16 protein-coding genes are annotated in these 16,995 nt (G+C 72.5%); 3 read left to right on the forward strand and 13 right to left on the reverse strand.

What is annotated here, in order from left to right; translation table 11 throughout:
• Positions 1-84 precede the first annotated feature (84 nt).
• Positions 85-804, reverse strand: a complete 720-nt coding sequence (deoC, locus tag HGAM_RS00400) for a deoxyribose-phosphate aldolase (protein WP_019143490.1) — start codon at positions 802-804, stop codon at positions 85-87.
• 35 nt (positions 805-839) lie between these two features.
• On the opposite strand from deoC, the gene HGAM_RS00405 reads away from it, so the two are divergent.
• Genes HGAM_RS00405 through HGAM_RS00415 form a run of 3 tightly spaced genes read left to right on the forward strand, consistent with a single transcriptional unit; the run spans position 840 to position 2,637 of the window.
• The gene (locus HGAM_RS00405) at positions 840-1,415 is read left to right on the forward strand and encodes a uridine kinase family protein (protein WP_019143491.1); all 576 of its coding nucleotides are present in this window, start codon (positions 840-842) and stop codon (positions 1,413-1,415) included.
• A 2-nt stretch (positions 1,416-1,417) separates the two neighbouring features.
• Positions 1,418-2,386 carry a 2-phospho-L-lactate transferase gene (gene cofD / locus HGAM_RS00410; protein ID WP_019143492.1) on the forward strand — a complete coding sequence of 323 codons (969 nt, stop codon included), beginning with the start codon at positions 1,418-1,420 and terminating at the stop codon, positions 2,384-2,386.
• The gene (locus tag HGAM_RS00415) at positions 2,383-2,637 is read left to right on the forward strand and encodes a hypothetical protein (protein WP_019143493.1); all 255 of its coding nucleotides are present in this window, start codon (positions 2,383-2,385) and stop codon (positions 2,635-2,637) included. The genes cofD and HGAM_RS00415 overlap by 4 nt, the downstream gene beginning before the upstream one ends.
• An 80-nt stretch (positions 2,638-2,717) precedes the next feature.
• Here HGAM_RS00415 and cofC read toward each other — a convergent pair whose 3' ends face one another.
• From cofC to HGAM_RS00475, 12 genes are all read right to left on the reverse strand, one after another.
• Positions 2,718-3,392 (reverse strand): 2-phospho-L-lactate guanylyltransferase, encoded by a 675-nt coding sequence (cofC, locus tag HGAM_RS17000; protein WP_020691527.1) that lies wholly within the window; start codon positions 3,390-3,392, stop codon positions 2,718-2,720.
• Between the two features lie 99 nt (positions 3,393-3,491).
• Positions 3,492-6,011: a bifunctional FO biosynthesis protein CofGH gene (locus tag HGAM_RS00425; protein ID WP_019143495.1), complete on the reverse strand. Its 2,520-nt coding sequence runs from the start codon at positions 6,009-6,011 to the stop codon at positions 3,492-3,494.
• Positions 6,012-6,024: 13 nt separating this feature from the next.
• On the reverse strand, positions 6,025-7,119 hold the full coding sequence (locus HGAM_RS00430) for an adenosine deaminase (RefSeq protein WP_019143496.1): 1,095 nt from the start codon (positions 7,117-7,119) through the stop codon (positions 6,025-6,027).
• A 1-nt stretch (position 7,120) separates the two neighbouring features.
• Entirely contained in the window at positions 7,121-7,576 is a 456-nt protein-coding gene (locus tag HGAM_RS00435) for a MaoC family dehydratase (protein ID WP_019143497.1), read from the reverse strand.
• Between the two features lie 62 nt (positions 7,577-7,638).
• On the reverse strand, positions 7,639-8,922 hold the full coding sequence (locus tag HGAM_RS00440) for a thymidine phosphorylase (protein WP_261794695.1): 1,284 nt from the start codon (positions 8,920-8,922) through the stop codon (positions 7,639-7,641).
• 2 nt (positions 8,923-8,924) lie between these two features.
• Entirely contained in the window at positions 8,925-10,127 is a 1,203-nt protein-coding gene (locus HGAM_RS00445) for a cytochrome P450 (protein ID WP_019143499.1), read from the reverse strand.
• On the reverse strand, positions 10,124-10,552 hold the full coding sequence (locus tag HGAM_RS00450) for a cytidine deaminase (RefSeq protein ID WP_019143500.1): 429 nt from the start codon (positions 10,550-10,552) through the stop codon (positions 10,124-10,126). The genes HGAM_RS00445 and HGAM_RS00450 overlap by 4 nt, the downstream gene beginning before the upstream one ends.
• A complete protein-coding gene (locus HGAM_RS00455; protein ID WP_019143501.1) occupies positions 10,549-11,793 on the reverse strand; it encodes an ABC transporter permease in 1,245 nt (414 codons plus the stop codon). Before HGAM_RS00455 ends, HGAM_RS00450 begins: the two co-directional genes overlap by 4 nt.
• Positions 11,790-12,890 (reverse strand): ABC transporter permease, encoded by a 1,101-nt coding sequence (locus HGAM_RS00460; RefSeq protein ID WP_049798086.1) that lies wholly within the window; start codon positions 12,888-12,890, stop codon positions 11,790-11,792. The genes HGAM_RS00455 and HGAM_RS00460 overlap by 4 nt, the downstream gene beginning before the upstream one ends.
• A gap of 76 nt (positions 12,891-12,966) precedes the next feature.
• Positions 12,967-14,508, reverse strand: a complete 1,542-nt coding sequence (locus HGAM_RS00465; RefSeq protein WP_019143503.1) for an ABC transporter ATP-binding protein — start codon at positions 14,506-14,508, stop codon at positions 12,967-12,969.
• 94 nt (positions 14,509-14,602) lie between these two features.
• The gene (locus HGAM_RS00470; RefSeq protein WP_019143504.1) at positions 14,603-15,664 is read right to left on the reverse strand and encodes a BMP family lipoprotein; all 1,062 of its coding nucleotides are present in this window, start codon (positions 15,662-15,664) and stop codon (positions 14,603-14,605) included.
• Between the two features lie 111 nt (positions 15,665-15,775).
• Entirely contained in the window at positions 15,776-16,948 is a 1,173-nt protein-coding gene (locus HGAM_RS00475; RefSeq protein ID WP_019143505.1) for an amidohydrolase, read from the reverse strand.
• Between the last annotated feature and the right edge of the window lie 47 nt (positions 16,949-16,995).

Consider the following 16,995-nt stretch of genomic DNA (forward strand, 5'->3'; position numbering starts at 1 on the left):
GCGAAGTGTGAGGAAAAGGACCCCTTTCCGCGCGAAAGGGGTCCTTTTCTTCACGAATCCCGGCGGACGCCGGGCTCGGGTGACTCAGTAGCTGGAGGCGTCCTCGGTGGTGGACGCCTCGGCGCCGGCCAGCCGCGACCCCAGCTCGTCCAGGATCGTCGCCGTGGCGCTGGTGCCGAAGCGGGTGACGCCGAGCGCCTTCATCTCCAGCAGGGTGTCGAGGCTGCGCACGCCGCCGGACGCCTTGACCTGCACGTGCTCGGGCGAGCTCGCGCGCATGAGGGTGACGTGCTCGATCGTCGCGCCGCCGCCGGCGAAGCCCGTGGACGTCTTGACGAAGTCGGCGCCCGCGTCGGCGGTGGCGCGGCAGGCGGCGACGATCTCGTCGTCGCTCAGGTACGCGGTCTCGAAGATGACCTTGACGACCTTGCCCTGAGCCGCGGCGACCACCGCGGCGATGTCGTCGCGGACGTCGTCGAGCAGGCCGCTGCGCAGGCGACCGATGTTCAGCACCATGTCCAGCTCGGACGCGCCGTCGGCGAGCGCCTGCTCGGCCTCGGCGACCTTGGCCTGGGTGGACGTCGTGCCGTGCGGGAAGCCGATGACCGTGCCGACCGCGACGCCGGAGCCGTCGAGCCGGGCCACCGCGTGCGCGACGTCGCTGGGACGCACGCAGACGCTGAAGATGCGGTAGCGCGCCGCGAGGTCCAGGTCGGTGTCGACCTGGTCGCGGGTGAGCTCGGGCTTGAGGATCGCGTGGTCGATCATGCCGGCGATGTCGGCCACGGTGACGTCGAGTGCCATGCAGGCCAGCGTAGTCGGGCGTCTAGAGTGCTCGGGTGCCCCGTCGCGTCGTGATCCTCGCCGGACCCTCGGGCTCGGGCAAGTCCCGGCTCGCGCGCCGGCTCGGCGTCCCCACCCTGCGCCTGGACGACTTCTACCGCGACCTCGACGAGCCGGGCATGCCGATGTCCGACCTCGGCCTCGTCGACTGGGACCACCCAGGCTCGTGGGACGCCGACCAGGCGGTGTCCACCATCGCGGAGCTGTGCGCCACCGGCACCGCCGACGTGCCGGTCTACTCGCTGTCGGCCAGCCGCCGGGTCGACCTGGAGCACCTGCGCGTCAGCACCGACCTGTTCGTCGCCGAGGGCCTGTTCGCCCCGCAGATCGTCGACACCTGCCGCCGCGCCGGGCTGCTGGAGGAGGCGATCTGCCTGCGCCGCCCGCGCATGGTGACGTTCTGCCTGCGCCTGTTCCGCGACCTGCGCGAGGGCCGCAAGGCGCCGCACGTGCTGGTGCGCCGCGGCTGGCGGCTCATGAAGGACGAGCCCGCGGTCGTCGCCGAGGCCGTCGCGCACGGCTGCGTCCCCATGACCCCCAAGCAGGCCGAGAAGCGGCTGCAGAGGAGCTGAGCGTGCGCATCACCATCCTGTCCGGCGGCATCGGCGGGGCCCGGTTCGTGTCCGGCGTCGTCGCCGCCGCGCCCGACGCCGACGTCACCGTCGTCGCCAACACCGCCGACGACATCTGGCTGCACGGGCTGCGCGTCTGCCCCGACCTGGACTCGCTCATGTACACGCTCGGCGGCGGCATCGACTCCGAGCGCCGCTGGGGCCGCGCCGACGAGACGTGGAGCGCCAAGGAGGACCTGGCCGCGTACGGCGAGGGACCGGACTGGTTCGGCCTGGGCGACCGCGACATCGCCACCCACCTCGTGCGCACCCAGATGCTGCGCGAGGGGCGTGGCCTGACCGCCGCCACGGCGCACCTGTGCGAACGCTGGCGACCGGGCGTCACGCTGCTGCCGATGACCGAGGACGAGGTCGAGACCCACCTGGACGCGGTGGTCGACGGCGAGACGCGCCACCTGCACTTCCAGGAGTACTGGATCCGGTACCGCGCCGGCGTCCCGTTCACCGCGCTCTCCTACGACGGCGTCGAGGCGTCCACGCCGGCGCCCGGCGTCGTCGAGGCGATCGCCGGCGCCGACGTCGTGCTCGTCGCCCCGTCGAACCCGGTCGTCTCCATCGGGCCGATCGTCGCCGTGCCGGGCCTCGCGGACGCGCTGCGGTCGACGTCCGCCCCGGTCGTCGGCGTCTCGCCGATCATCGGCGGCGGCGCGGTGCGCGGCATGGCCGACCAGCTCATGGGTGGCCTGGGCCGCGAGATCAGCGCCGCCGCGGTCGCCGAGACCTACGGCTCGCGCCGCGACGGCGGCCTGCTCGACGGCTGGCTCGTGGACGGCCAGGACGCCGATGCCGTCGACCGCCTCTCCCCCACCGGCCTGGCCGCGCGCGCCGTCCCGCTGTTCATGGACGACGACGCCACGACCCGCCAGCTCGCCCACGACGCGATCACCCTGGTCCAGGAGCTGCGTCCGTGATCGGCCTCGGGCCCGCCGGCCTGTTGCTGATCCTGGCTCTGGTCGGGGTGTGGCTGTGGGCGGCCGTCGACACCGTCCGGACCACGATGGCCCGGCCTGGGCTCGGTGAGATCGGTCTCCTGGTCGCGGTGGTCGTCGGCGGCCCGCCCGTGGCCCTGCTCTACCTGCTGCTGCGCCTGACGTTCTGGTCCGAGCGCTGGGAACGCCGCCAGGACCGCCGCCGAGCCGCGCGAGTGTCCGCCGAGCGGTGACCTGTGGTCACTTTCCCGCACGGAAGTGACGACCACTCACCGCCCGCTAGTCCGTGAGGATGCGCGACCGTCCGGCACGGCTAGCCGGTCTGCTGGACGAACGTGTTGAGCTCGGCGCCGAAGTCGTCGAGCACCTGGCTGGTGTTGCGGCCCAGGCCGATCTCGCGGGCCCCGGCCAGGTCGCCGAGGACGTCGATGTCGCGGCGGACGCCAGCCGGCACGTCGGCCATCTCGACCGCCCCGAGCTCGCGATGGCGGCGGGCCGAGTCGGGTCCGTAGGCGGTGCGCAGGAGCCCGGGCGTGCGGGCGACGACGAGCGTCGTGCCGTGGCCGGCGGCGTCGGGGCAGAACGCCAGGTCGTGGTCGGCCGCCGAGCGCAGGACGCCCGACAGGTCGGGTCCGGTGAGGGCGGGCAGGTCGCCGGGCAGGACGGCGATGGGACGGCGGGGGAAGCGCTTGCGGGCCCAGTCGGCGCCGCGGGCGACCGCGTCGTTGAGCGCGTCGCCGCGGGCCCGGGTGCGGTCGGCGACCACCTCGGCGCCGACGAACCGCGCGTACTCGGCCACGCCGGCGTCAGGCGTCACCACCACCGTGCGGACGACGATGCCGGCGTCCAGGACGGCGGCGAGGGTGTCCTTGAGCAGGGCGCGGGCGAAGGCGTGCCGGACGATGGGGTCCTCGTGGAGGCGCGACTTGGCGTGGGTCCACGACTTGATGGGCAGCACCGCGGTGAACTGCACGGGAGCGTCGGGCACTGCGTCACCCCCGTGAGGTCGTGGTTCGACGGGACGGTCCGGGCGGCGCTCGTGACGCCGGTCCCATCGTAGCCAGGCAGGTGGTCCGTCAGGTTTCGCTCAGATGACGGGACGGGGGCGCCCGTACGAGGTGGTGCGCTGCACCGCGGGGCGTCCGACCCTGGCGGCCATCTGCTCCAGCTCGTGGACGTCCTTGCGCGAGCCCTGCGTCGACCCCGCCATGCGGCTGATCGTCTCCTCCATGAGCGTGCCACCCAGGTCGTTGACGCCGCCGCGCAGGATCTGGTCGAGCACCGTCGGCTCGAGCTTGACCCACGAGACCTGCACGTTGTCGACGAGCCCGTGCAGCATGATCCGGGCCAGCGCGTGCACGGCCCGGTTGTCGCGCACCGTCGGGCCCGGACGCGCGACGCCGGCCAGGTAGATCGGGCTGGACTGGTGGACGAACGGCAGCGGCACGAACTCGGTGAAGCCGCCCGTCTCGCGCTGCAGGTCGGCGACGGTGCGCAGGTGCCCGACCCAGTGGCCGGGGTGGTCGACGTGGCCGTACATCATCGTCGCCGTCGTCGGCAGGCCCACGCGGTGCGCCGTGGTGACGACCTCGATCCATTGGCTGGCCGGCAGCTTGCCCTTGGTCAGCACCCAGCGGACCTCGTCGTCGAGGATCTCCGCGGCCGTGCCGGGCAGCGAGTCGACGCCCGCCTCCTTCGCCGCGACCAGCCAGTCGTGGATCGACAGCCCCGTGCGGGCCACGCCGTTCATGACCTCCATCGGGCTGTACGCGTGCATGTGCAGCCCGGGCTCGGCCTGCTTCACCGCGCGGGCGATGTCGAAGTACGAGCTGGCCGGCATCTCCGGGTCGATGCCGCCCTGCATGCAGACCTCGGTGGCGCCGAACGCGACCGCCTCGTGCGCCCGGGCCTGGATCTCGTCCAGCGACAGGGTGAACGCGTCGGCGTCGGTCTTGCGCTGGGCGAACGCGCAGAACCGGCAGCCGGTGTAGCAGACGTTGGTGAAGTTGATGTTCCGGTTCACCACGTAGGTCAGGTCGTCGCCGACGGCGTCGCGGCGCAGGTCGTCGGCCAGCGCGCACACCGCCTCGAGCTCGGGCCCCTCGGGCGCGGTCATGAGCGCCAGCGCCTGGTCGTGCGTCAGCCCGGCCGGGTCGCGCTCGGCCGCCCGCAGCGCCGCCGCCACGTCGGTGTCGAGCCGCTCGACGGTCGAGGACGAGCGGACCTGCTCACGCAGCTGCGCCCAGTCGCCGTAGACGTCGTCGAAGTCACCGCGCCGGTCGCTGGAGCGTCCGACGGTGTCGATCGTCGTCTCCAGGTCGGTGCGGCCGGCGTCGGCCCAGCCGCCGTCCGGCTCCTGCCAGGGCAGGCCGGACGGTCGCGCGTCCGGGTCGGCCAGGCCGTCGGGGCCGCGCAGGGCGTCCACGTGGGCCTGGAGCCGGGGGTCGAGCCACGGCAGGCCCAGGTACGGCGGGTGGGCGGTGAGCCGCTCCCGCAGCGCGAACCCGGCGTCGGCGCACAGGGCGGCCAGCTTGTCGACGTTCGGCCACGGACGTTCAGGGTTGACGTGGTCGGGCGTCAGCGGGCTGATGCCGCCGAAGTCGTCGATGCCGGCGTCGACGAGGGCGCGGCACTCGACCAGGTCGACCAGGTTCGGCGGCGCCTGCACCCGCACCTGGGGGCCGAGCACGACGCGCGCGGTGGCGATGGCGGCCACGTACTCGTCCAGCGGCAGGTCGTCGTCGTGCCGCATCGCGGTGTCGGGCTTGGCCCGGAAGTTCTGGACGATGACCTCCTGCACCGAGCCGTACGCACGGTGCACCCGGCGCAGCTCGAACAGCGCGTCGGCGCGCTCGGCCAGCGTCTCGCCGATGCCCACCAGCACGCCGGTCGTGAACGGGACGTTGAGCCGTCCGGCGTCCTCGAGCACGCGCAGCCGGACGGCCGGGTCCTTGTCGGGGCTGCGGAAGTGCGGCAGCCCCTTCGTCTCGTACAGCCGCCGGGACGTCGTCTCCAGCATCATGCCCATGGACGGCGCGACCGGCTTGAGCCGGTTCATCTCCGCCCAGCTCATGACGCCGGGGTTCAGGTGCGGCAGCAGGCCGGTCTCCTCCAGCACCCGCACCGCCATCGCCCGCACGTACTCGAGCGTGGTCTCGTACCCGGCCTCCTCGAGCCACTGCTGGGCCTCGGGCCAGCGGTCCTCGGGGCGGTCGCCCAGCGTGAACAGGGCCTCCTTGCAGCCCATCGCCGCGCCGTCGCGGGCGATCTTCAGCACCTCGTCCGGCGTGAGGAACGGCGCCTCCCCAGTCCGCTCCAGGTGGCCGGGCGTCGTCACGAACGTGCAGTAGTGGCAGCGGTCGCGGCACAGCCGGGTCAGCGGGATGAACACCTTGCGCGAGTAGGTGAGGACGCCCGGACGCCCGGCGGCCTCCAGCCCCGCGTCGCGCACCCGGGCAGCCACGGCCATCAGCCGCTCCAGGTGCTCGCCGCGCGCGGCCAGCAGCGCGGTGGCCTCGCGCGCGTCGATCGCCTTGCCGGCCTCGGCGCGGGTGACGGCCCGCGCGACCTCGCGGTCGGTGGGCACGGTGTCGACGGTGTCGGTCACGCTGACCTCCCGGTCAGGCCTGCAGCGCGGCGTAGGCGGGCTTGATGAGGCGCTCGATGAGGTCGATGCGGCGGTCGAAGGGCAGGAACGCGCTCTTCATCGCGTTGACCGTGAACCAGCGCAGGTCGTCCAGGCCGTACCCGAACGCGTCCACGAGCAGCTGCATCTCGCGGCTCATCGACGTGCCGCTCATGAGCCGGTTGTCGCAGTTGACGGTGACGCGGAAGCCGAGCTCCTTGAGCGGGCCGATCGGGTGGTCGGCGATGGACGTCATGCCGGGCACCGCGTGGGTCTGCAGGTTCGACGACGGGCACATCTCCAGCGGGATGCGGCGGTCGCGGACGTACGAGGCGAGCCGGCCCAGGCGAGGACCGCCCGGCGCGTCGAAGTCGATGTCGTCGACGATGCGCACGCCGTGGCCGAGCCGCTCGGCGCCGCAGCGCTGGATGGCCTGCCAGATCGACGGCAGGCCGAAGGCCTCGCCGGCGTGGATCGTGAAGTGCGCGTTCTCGCGGCGCAGGTACTCGAACGCCTCCAGGTGCAGGATCGGCGGGAAGCCGTCCTCGGCGCCGGCGATGTCGAAGCCGAAGACGCCGCGGTCGCGGTGGTCGACGACGAGCTCGGCGATCTCCAGGCCGCGGTCGGCGTGCCGCATCGCGGTGAGCAGCTGGCCGACGACGATCTCGCGGCCGTCGGCCTCGGCGGCCTTCACGCCGGACGCGATGCCGTGCTGCACCGCGTCGACCGCCTCGGTCAGCGACAGGCCGCGCTCGAGGTGCTGCTCGGGGGCCCAGCGCAGCTCGGCGTAGACGACGCCGTCGGCGGCCAGGTCGACGACCGCCTCGTGGGCGACGCGGGCCAGGTGCTCGCGGGTCTGCATGACGGCCGTCGTGTGCGCGAACGTCTCCAGGTAGCGCGGCAGCGAGCCGCTGTTGGCGGCCTCGGCGAACCAGGTGCCGAGCGCCTCGGCCCCCTGCGCCGGGAGCTCGTGGCCGATCTCGGCAGCGATCTCGGCGACGGTGGCCGGACGGACGCCGCCGTCGAGGTGCTCGTGGAGCGCGACCTTCGGGGCGCGGCGGATCTGGTCGGCGGTGGCGGGAGTCGTCATGTCAGGAGTCCATCAGAAGGACGATCGCCTCCGCCACGCAGGCTGGCTTCTCGACCCCCTCGATCTCGATCGTGTGGGTGAGCTGCACCTGCTGGCCGCGCTCGATCTCGTTGACCTTGCTCAGCACGACGCGGTCGCGGATGCGCGAGCCGACCCGCACCGGCGACATGAAGCGCACCCGGTCCAGGCCGTAGTTCACCCGCGCGGTCTCGCCCGCGAAGGCGAACGCCTGGGCCCCCAGGAACGGGATGAGCGAGAGGGTCAGGTAGCCGTGCGCCACGGTCGCGCCGAAGGGGCCGGTGGCGGCCTTGTGCGGGTCGACGTGGATCCACTGGTGGTCGCCGGTCGCGTCGGCGAACATGTCGATCCGCTCCTGGGAGATCTCGAGCCACGTGCTGACGCCGAGCTCGGTCCCCTCGGCGGCCTTGATCTCGTCCCGGTCGTTCAGCACACGCATGGTCCACACCCTAAGTCCCGCCGGCCCAGCCGCGGTCGCGGCACGGGCCGGCGAGGACGCCGTCAGTCGACCCGGCCGAGGACGACGTCGGTGCGCTCGAACGGCTCGTCGCCCAGGTCGAACGAGCCCTCCAGCGCCGCGAGAGCCCGGTCGAACCGCTCGGGCCGGTCGGCGTGCAGCGTCATGAGCGGCTGGCCGGCCGTGACCGTGTCGCCGGGCTTGGCGTGCAGCGTGACGCCGGCGCCGAGGTCGAGCTGCTCGCCCGGCTTGGAGCGTCCGGCACCCAGGCGCCAGGCGGCGATGCCCACGTCGTAGGCGTCCAGGCGCTGCAGCGTGCCGGCCGTGGGCGCGGTGACGACGTGCGTCTCGCGCGCCTGCGGCAGCGCGGCGTCGGGGTCGCCGCCCTGGGCGGTGATCATGCGGCGCCACACGTCCATCGCCCGGCCGTCGGCCAGCGCGTCGGCGGGGTCGACGTCGGTGCGTCCGGCTGCCGCGAGCATCTCGCGGGCCAGCGCGAGGGTCAGCTCGACGACGTCCGCAGGGCCGCCGCCGGCGAGCACGTCGACGGCCTCGGCGACCTCGAGCGCGTTGCCGGCGGCCACGCCGAGCGGCGTGGCCATGTCGGTCAGCAGCGCGACGGTGTTGACTCCCGCGTCCTTCCCGAGCGCGACCATCGTCTCGGCCAGCTCCCGGGCTCGGTCGATGTCCTTCATGAAGGCGCCGGAGCCGACCTTGACGTCCAGGACGAGCGCGCCGGTGCCCTCGGCGATCTTCTTGCTCATGATCGAGCTGGCGATGAGCGGGATCGCCTCGACCGTGCCGGTGACGTCGCGCAGCGCGTAGAGCTTCTTGTCGGCGGGGGCCAGGCCGGCGCCGGCGGCGCAGATGACCGCGCCGATCTGGTCGAGCTGGGCCAGCATCGCCTCGTTGGTGAGGGACGCCTGCCAGCCGGGGATCGACTCGAGCTTGTCGAGCGTGCCGCCGGTGTGGCCCAGGCCGCGGCCCGACAGCTGCGGCACGGCGACGCCGCACGCCGCGACGAGCGGGGCCAGCGGCAGCGTGATCATGTCGCCGACGCCGCCGGTGGAGTGCTTGTCGGCGGTCGGCCACGACAGCGACGAGAAGTCCATGCGCTCGCCGCTGGCGATCATGGCGTTCGTCCAGCGCGAGATCTCGCGGCGGTCCATGCCGTTGAGCAGGATGGCCATGGCCAGCGCCGACATCTGCTCGGGCACGACGTCGCCGCGGGTGAACGCGTCGACGACCCAGTCGATCTGGCTGTCGGTGAGGGCGTGGCCGTCGCGCTTGGCCATGATCACCTCGGGGGCGTCGTGCGGGGCGGCCACGTTCACAGGACAACCTCGATCTTCTCGTAGCCGCGCAGCACCCAGGTGGGACGTCGCGGGGCCTCGCCGGCCAGGGACAGGGTCGGGAAACGGTCCAGCAGGTGGCGCAGCGTGATGCCCAGCTCCAGGCGCGCCAGCGGGGCGCCCAGGCAGAAGTGCAGGCCCATGCCGAAGCCGACGTGCGGGTTGGGGTCGCGGGCGACGTCGAACTCGTCCGGACGCTCGAAGACGGCCGCGTCGCGGTTGGCCGAGCCCATGAGGCACGCGACCCGCTCGCCCTGCGCGACGGCCTGGCCGGCGACCTCGAGGTCGACCGTGGCCGTGCGCTCGAACAGCTGCAGCGGCGCGTCGTAGCGGATGAGCTCCTCCAGCGCCACGTCGACCGGCACCTGCCCGGACGTGACCCGCTCCAGCTGGTCGCGGTGCGACAGCAGGGCGTGCAGGCCGTTGCCGAACGTGTTGACCGAGGCCTCGTGCCCGGCGTTGAGCAGCAGCACGACCGTCGCGACGAGCTCTTCGTCGTCGAGCTTGCCGCCGCCGTCGCGCTCGCGGATCAGGTCGGTGACCAGGTCGTCGCCGGGGTTGCCGGCGTCGAGCGCGGCCTTGCGCTCGGCGACGACCGCGCGGACGTACTCGGCGAACAGCGTGCTGGAGCGCACCGCCTCGGCCTTCACGTCCTCGCCGACGCCCTGCTCGTACATGTGGACGATGCCCTGGCTCCACTCGCGCAGCAGCGCGTGGTCGGCCCGCGGGACGCCGAGCAGGTCGGCGATGACGAACACCGGCATCGGCTCGGCGTAGGCGGCCAGGACGTCGATCGTGTCGCCCGGTGCGTAGGCGTCCAGCATCTCGGCGGCCAGCGTCTCGATGCGCGGGCGCATGCGGTCGACGTGGCCGCGGCCGAACGCCCCGGCCAGCAGCCGCCGCATGCGGGTGTGCGCCGGCGGCTCGTTCTCCATCAGCTGGTTGCGGTGGAGCGTGTTGAACGGCTCCATCTGCTCGACCGGCTCCCAGTCGGTCCAGAGCCGGCCCAGGCGGCGGTCGCGCAGCACCGCGCTCACGCTGGCGTGGGTCGTGGCCAGCCAGCGTCCGCCGGCCTCGTCGCGCACCATCGGCGCGGTGGCGCGCAGCTGCGCGAGCAGCGGGTAGGGATCGGCCACGAAGGCCGGGTCGGTGAGGTCGAGCGGGGTGGAGATGAGCGTCACTGGTCCTTCTGGAGCGTCTTCAGGTCGGTGTCGTCGAACGCGTCGGGCAGCACCTCGGCCATCGTCTTGATGCCCGACGGGGTCTGCAGCTGCATCGTCGGGCCGCCGTTCTCCCACAGGAGCTGGCGGCAGCGGCCGCACGGCATGAGCGCGCGGCCGCGCGAGTCGACGCACGCGACGGCCAGCAGGCGTCCGCCGCCGGTCGCGTGCAGGGCCGAGACCATGCCGCACTCGGCGCACAGGGCGACGCCGTACGCGGCGTTCTCCACGTTGCACCCGAGCACGACGCGTCCGTCGTCGACCAGGCCCGCGACGCCGACCGCGTAGCCGGAGTACGGCGCGTAGGCGCGCTCCATCACCTGGGTCGCGTAGCGGGTCAGCGACTCCCAGTCGATCGGGTCGTCGGGGCCGTCGATGCCGATCATCCGGCGCTGCCCTTGCGGTACGTCTGTCCGGCCGCAGCAGGGGGCCGGAGCCGTTGCGAGGCGAGGGCCAGGACGAGCAGCGTCGTCACGTACGGCGTCATGCCGGTGAGGTCCTCGGGGATCGAGTCGCTCAGCAGGAACCACAGCGCGACGAGCACGCCCATGACGCCGCTGACGATCGCCGCCGTGCGGGCCGCCTTGCGCCACTGCCAGACCGCGAGACCGACCAGCAGCACCGCCACGAGCAGCAGCAGGCCGTGGATGCTCTCGCCGCCGCCGCGCAGGCGCAGCGTGTCGGTGTAGCCGAACAGGCCGGCGCCGGCGAGCAGGCCGCCGGGACGCCAGTTGCCGAAGATCATCGCCGCCAGGCCGATGTAGCCGCGTCCGCCGGTCTGCCCCTCGCGGAACGTGCTGGACGCGACCAGGGCCAGGAAGCCGCCGGCCAGGCCGGCGATGCCGCCGGAGATCAGCACCGCGACGAACTTGTAGCGGATGACGTTGACGCCGAGCGACTCCGACGAGGCCGGGCTCTCGCCCACCGAGCGCAGGCGCAGGCCGAAGCTCGTGCGCCACAGGACGAACCACGTCAGCACGAACAGCAGGATCGCGATGAGCGTCAGCACCGACAGGTTCGTCACCAGCGCGCGCAGCACCGCCGCGCCGTCGGAGACGAAGAACCAGTTCTTGGCCTCGAGCTCGCCGAGCGGGTCCGACAGGGCGTCGATCGAGATCGCCGGCAGGGCGTCGATCGGGGGCGACTGGGTCTGACCACCGCCCCGGACGCCGGTGAACGTCAGCGCGGCCAGGTACTGCACGGCGCCGGCGGCGATGATGTTGATCGCGACGCCCGAGACGATGTGGTCGACGCCGAACGTCACCGTGGCCACCGCGTGGATGAGGCCGCCGAGGGCGCCGAACAGGATCGCGCCGAGCACGCCCTGCCAGGGGCCGTAGAAGTAGCCGAAGTAGCCGGCACCGAAGGTGCCGAGGATCATCATGCCCTCGAGGCCGATGTTGACGATGCCCGCGCGCTCGGACCACAGCCCGGCGAGTCCGGCCAGGCCGATCGGCACGGCGGCGACGAGCGTCGCGCGCAGGGTGCCGGACGACGCGAGGTCGTCGGCGCCGGTCAGGACGCGCAGCAGCGACAGCAGCACCGTCAGGGCGACGACGACGAGCAGGACGCGGCCGGGCGTGACCCGGCGCTTCCCGGCGAGGCGGGGTGCGGTGACGAGGCTCATGCCTTGGCCTCCTCGATCGTGGCCGGCTCGTCCAGGGCGGCCGCCACCTGACGCTGCTCGAGCCGGACGCGGTAGCGCCGGACGACCTCGTAGGCGATGACGACCGTGAGGACGATGACGCCCTGGGTGATCTTGACGATGTCGGGCGAGACGCCCACCACGATCTGCAGGCTGTTGGACTGCTCGTCGAGGAACGCGAACAGCAGAGCGCCCAGCGCGATGCCGATCGGGTGGTTGCGGCCGAGCAGTGCGATGGCGATGCCGGCGAAGCCCAGGCCGGACTGGAACGTCGAGCCGTAGGAGTAGTCGTTGCCGAACAGCAGCGGCAGGCCGACCAGGCCGGCCGCGCCGCCGGAGAGCAGCATCGAGACGACGATCATCTTCTTGACGCTGATGCCGCTGGCCACGGCCGCGGTCTCCGAGCGTCCGGTCGCGCGCAGGTCGAAGCCGAAGCGGGTCTTGGACAGCACGAACCAGTAGACGAAGCCGACCAGGGCGGCCAGGAACACGAAGCCGTAGACCTTGACCGTGACGTCGCCGAACAGCTGGATGCCGGGGACGCGGCTCTCCTCGGGCACGACCTTCGTGGCGGTGTTGTTGCCGCCGTCGTCGACCGCGACCTTGCGCAGCAGGTAGGCCACGAGCGCGGTCGCGATCGCGTTCAGCATGATCGTGGAGATGACCTCGCTGACGCCGCGCGTGACGCGCAGCAGGCCGGCGATGCCGGCCCACATGGCGCCGACGAGCACGGCCGCGACGACGGCGAGCAGCGTGTTGAGGTAGCCGGGCAGCCAGCCCTCGCCGGCGACGACGGCCGCCGCGAAGGACGCGACGCGGTACTGGCCGTCGACGCCGATGTTGAACAGGTTCATGCGGAAGCCGATGGCCACCGCGATCGCCGACAGGTAGTAGACCGTGGCGGCGTTGATGATGTTCACGATCGCGCGGTGGCTCGGGACGCTGAGGATCTGCGCCCACACGTCGGCGACGGAGTCGCCGGCCGCGAGGAGCACCAGGCTGGTGATGACGAAGGCCATCAGCAGGGCCAGCACCGGCGCGCCGACGGCGAGCACGACGCGCGTGGTCCTAGGGCTCACGGGCAGACCTCCATGAAGATCGAAGAGTACGGACGTCCGCCCGTGAGGACCTGAACGGGTCGCTCGCTGCGCTCGCTCATCGAACGTCTCCTTCTGCGGCACCGGTCATCGCCGAGCCGAGGTCCTCGGGGGTCACGTGCTCGGGGTCGAAGCTGCGGACCAGGCGTCCGCGCAGCAGCACCGAGATGGTGTCGGACAGGCCGATCAGCTCGTCCAGGTCGGCCGAGATCAGCAGCACGGCCAGGCCGTCGCGACGGGCGCGCTTGATGTGCCCCCAGATCGCCGCCTGGGCGCCGACGTCGACGCCGCGGGTCGGGTGGGCCGCGATGAGCAGCACCGGGTCGCCGGACATCTCGCGGCCGACGATGAGCTTCTGCTGGTTGCCGCCGGACAGCGCGCGGGCGAGGGTGTCGATGCCCGGGGTGCGGACGTCGTACTCCTCCACGATGCGCTGGGTGTCGGCGCGGGCACCGGCGCGGTCGACGAGCGGCCCCTTCACCACGGGGCGGCGGGTCTGGTGGCCGAGCACCCGGTTCTCCCAGAGCGGGGCGTCCAGCAGCAGGCCGTGGCGGTGGCGGTCCTCGGGGACGTAGCCGATGCCGGCCTCGCGACGCTCGCGCGTGGAGCGGCCGGTCAGGTCGGCGCCGGCGAGCGTCACGCGTCCGGTGGCGGTCGAGCGCATGCCCATGATCGCCTCGACGAGCTCGGCCTGGCCGTTGCCCTCGACGCCGGCGATGCCGAGGATCTCGCCCCGGTGGATGGTCAGGTCGATGCCGTCGAGGAGCTTGCGCTCGCCGCCGAGCACCGTGAGCGTGAGGTCCTGGACGTCCAGGACGACCTCGTCGGTGACGGTGGACGTCTCGGTGGCCGGGCTGGGCAGCTCGGAGCCGACCATCATCTCGGCCAGCTGGCGGGAGGTCACCGAGCCGGCGGGGACGGTGTCGACGGTCGTGCCACGGCGCACCACGGTGACGTCGTCGGCCACGGACAGCACCTCGTCGAGCTTGTGCGAGATGAACAGCACGGCCAGGCCCTCGGCCTTGAGCTCGCGCAGGTTGTCGAACAGCTCGTCGACCTCCTGCGGAACGAGCACGGCGGTCGGCTCGTCCAGGATGATCACCTTCGCGCCGCGGTAGAGCACCTTGAGGATCTCCACGCGCTGGCGGGCCCCCACGCCGAGGTCCTCGACGAGCACGTCGGGGTCGACCTCCAGGCCGTAGGTGGTGGCCAGCTCCAGGACGCGGCGGCGCGCCTCGTCGCCGATGCCGTGCAGCTTCTCGGCACCGAGCACGACGTTCTCGAGCACGGTGAAGTTGTCGGCCAGCATGAAGTGCTGGAAGACCATGCCGACGCCCGCGGCGATCGCGTCGGCCGGGGACGACAGGCTGACCTGCTCGCCGCCGATCTCGATCGTGCCGGAGTCGGGCTTCTGGACCCCGTAGAGGATCTTCATGAGCGTCGACTTGCCGGCGCCGTTCTCGCCGACGACGGCGTGGACGGTGCCGCGACGCACGTCGATGTTGACGTCGTGGTTGGCCACGACGCCGGGGAAGGTCTTGCCGATGTCGCGCAGTCGGACGACCACCTCGCCGGGGGGCGCGGTCACGGAGTCGCTCACGACTCTCCTCTCTGGGGGGCTCGGACGGGCCGAGGGACAAAGCCGGGCCCGGGGGTCACGGTACGCGACGCCCCGGGCCCGGGTCAGAGCCGGATCACGGCTTCGTGGGGACCTCGATGGTGCCGTCCACGATCTGCTTCTTGTAGTCCTCGAGCTGGTCGGCGACGTCCTTGAGGTGATCGCCGGTCGTCGAGTAGCCGACGCCGTTCGACGCCAGGTCGTAGACCTGCGCGCCGGTCTTGGCCGCACCGTCGTGGACGCTCTTGAGGAACTCGTGCACCGCGACGTCGATGTTCTTGACCATCGAGGTCAGGATGACGTCCTTGACCGAGTCGTCGGCGGTGAGCGCCTGGTCGGAGTCGACACCGATCGCCCACGCGCCGTCCTTGGCCGAGACGGCCTCGAACACGCCGCCGCCGGAGCCGCCGGCCGCGTGGTAGACGATGTCGGCGCCGCCGTCGAGCATGCCCTCGGCCGCGGTCTTGCCCTTGGCCGGGTCACCGAAGCCGCTGAAGTCCGGCGGCTGGGTCAGGTAGCGCGACTGGATCTTGATGTCGGGCTTGACCGCCTTGGCACCGGCGACGTAGCCGGCCTCGAACTTCTGGATGAGCTCGGTCTCGACGCCACCGACGAAGCCGATGGTGCCGGTCTCGCTCTTGAGCGCCGCGGCCGCGCCGACCAGGAACGAGCCCTGCTCCTCGGCGAACAGCAGGTTCGTGATGTTCTCGCCCTCGACGGCGTCGTCGACGATCGCGAAGCTGACCTCGGGGTTCTCCTTGGCGACCTTGCCGACCGACGCGCTGTAGGCGAAGCCCACGGCGACGACCGGGTTGTAGCCCGCGTCGACGAGCTCCTGGAGGCGACCCTCACGAGCCGACTCGGCCTCGCCGTCCTGCGCCTCGGCGGTCTGGAAGTCGAAGCCGAACTCGCACGCGGCCTTCTTCATGCCCTTCGCGGCGGAGTCGTTGAACGACTGGTCGCCCTCACCACCGACGTCGAAGGCCATGCCGACCTTCATGTCGGAGGTCTTCTCGACGCAGTTCTCGCCACCGGACTCGGTGGACGCGGAGTCATCGCTCTTCTTGGAACACGCCGCACCCGCGAGCACGAGTGCGACCACGCCGGCGACGGCGGCGGTTTTGGTCAGACGACGCAAGATGTTTCCTCCTCAAGGACGGAGGCCCGCCCGGGCCCCAGGAGGCACCCTAACCTCCGGCGTTCCCCGGCCTTGCCCGGTCAACCAAGTTGTAACAATCGACCGACCGCGTCACGGCTGGATCGCGGCACAGGCCATGACCCGGGCGCCCACGCCGATCGCCGCCTCGTCGACCCGCAGGTTGCCCTGGTGCAGGTCGTACGTGGGTCCGTCGGGCGTCCGCGTGCCCAGGCGGCCCATGGCGCCGGGGATGGACTCGACGTACCAGGCGAAGTCCTCGCCACCGAGCGACTGCATGGTGGTGGCGACGGCCGCCGGACCGAGGGCGTCGGCCACGGCCTGGCGCAGCAGCTGCGTGGAGCCGAAGTCGTTGACCACGGGCGGGACGCCGCGGGTGTAGTGCACGTCGGCGCTGACGCCGTAGGGCTTGACGATGTCGCTGATCAGCCCGCGCACGAGGTGCTCGGCCTGGTGCCAGGCGTTGGCGTCCAGCATGCGCAGCGTGCCGCTGAGCTCGCCGCTGGCCGGGATGACGTTGGCCGCGACGCCCGAGCGCACCTGGCCCCAGACCAGGCTCGCGCCGGCGCGCGGGTCGAACCGACGCGACAGGGCGGCCGGCAGCTGGGTGATGAGCGAGCCGAGCGCGTAGGTGAGGTCCTCGGTCAGGTGCGGACGCGACGTGTGCCCGCCGCGGCCGCTGAGCGCGATGGTGATGCGGTCCGAGGCGCCGGTGATCGGTCCCTCGCGCAGGCCCACGCGACCGACGTCCAGGGACGGGTCGCAGTGCAGGGCGAAGATGCGGGTGACGCCGCGCAGCGCGCCCGCGGCCATGACCTGCAGCGCGCCGCCGGGCATGACCTCCTCGGCGGGCTGGAACAGCAGCCGGACGCGGTTCGGCAGCGGGGTCTCGGCGTGCACCTCGGCGAGGGCGAGCGCCGCGCCGACGAGGGCCGAGACGTGCACGTCGTGGCCGCAGGCGTGCGCGACGCCGGGCACCGTGGAGCGCCACGGGTCCTTGGTCGTGTCCTCCAGCGGCAGCGCGTCCAGGTCGGCGCGCAGGCAGACCAGCGGCGCGTCCTCGGGGCCGACGTCGGCGGTCAGGCCGCTGTCACCGAGTCGCGTGTGGCCGATGGATGCCTTGTCGAGCCAGGACGCGACGACGTCCGTGGTGCGCTCCTCCTGCCACGACAGCTCGGGGTAGGCGTGCAGGTCGCGGCGCAGGGAGACGAGGTCGGGGGTCAGTCGCTCGACCGCGTGCTGGATCCGCTCGGCCGACGTCGTCATGCCTCCCAGCGTATCGCCGGACACCCGGACTGACTCGTTCGTCCACG

Origin of the sequence: Aeromicrobium massiliense JC14 (genome assembly GCF_000312105.1) — a bacterium.
GTDB lineage: Bacteria > Actinomycetota > Actinomycetes > Propionibacteriales > Nocardioidaceae > Aeromicrobium > Aeromicrobium massiliense.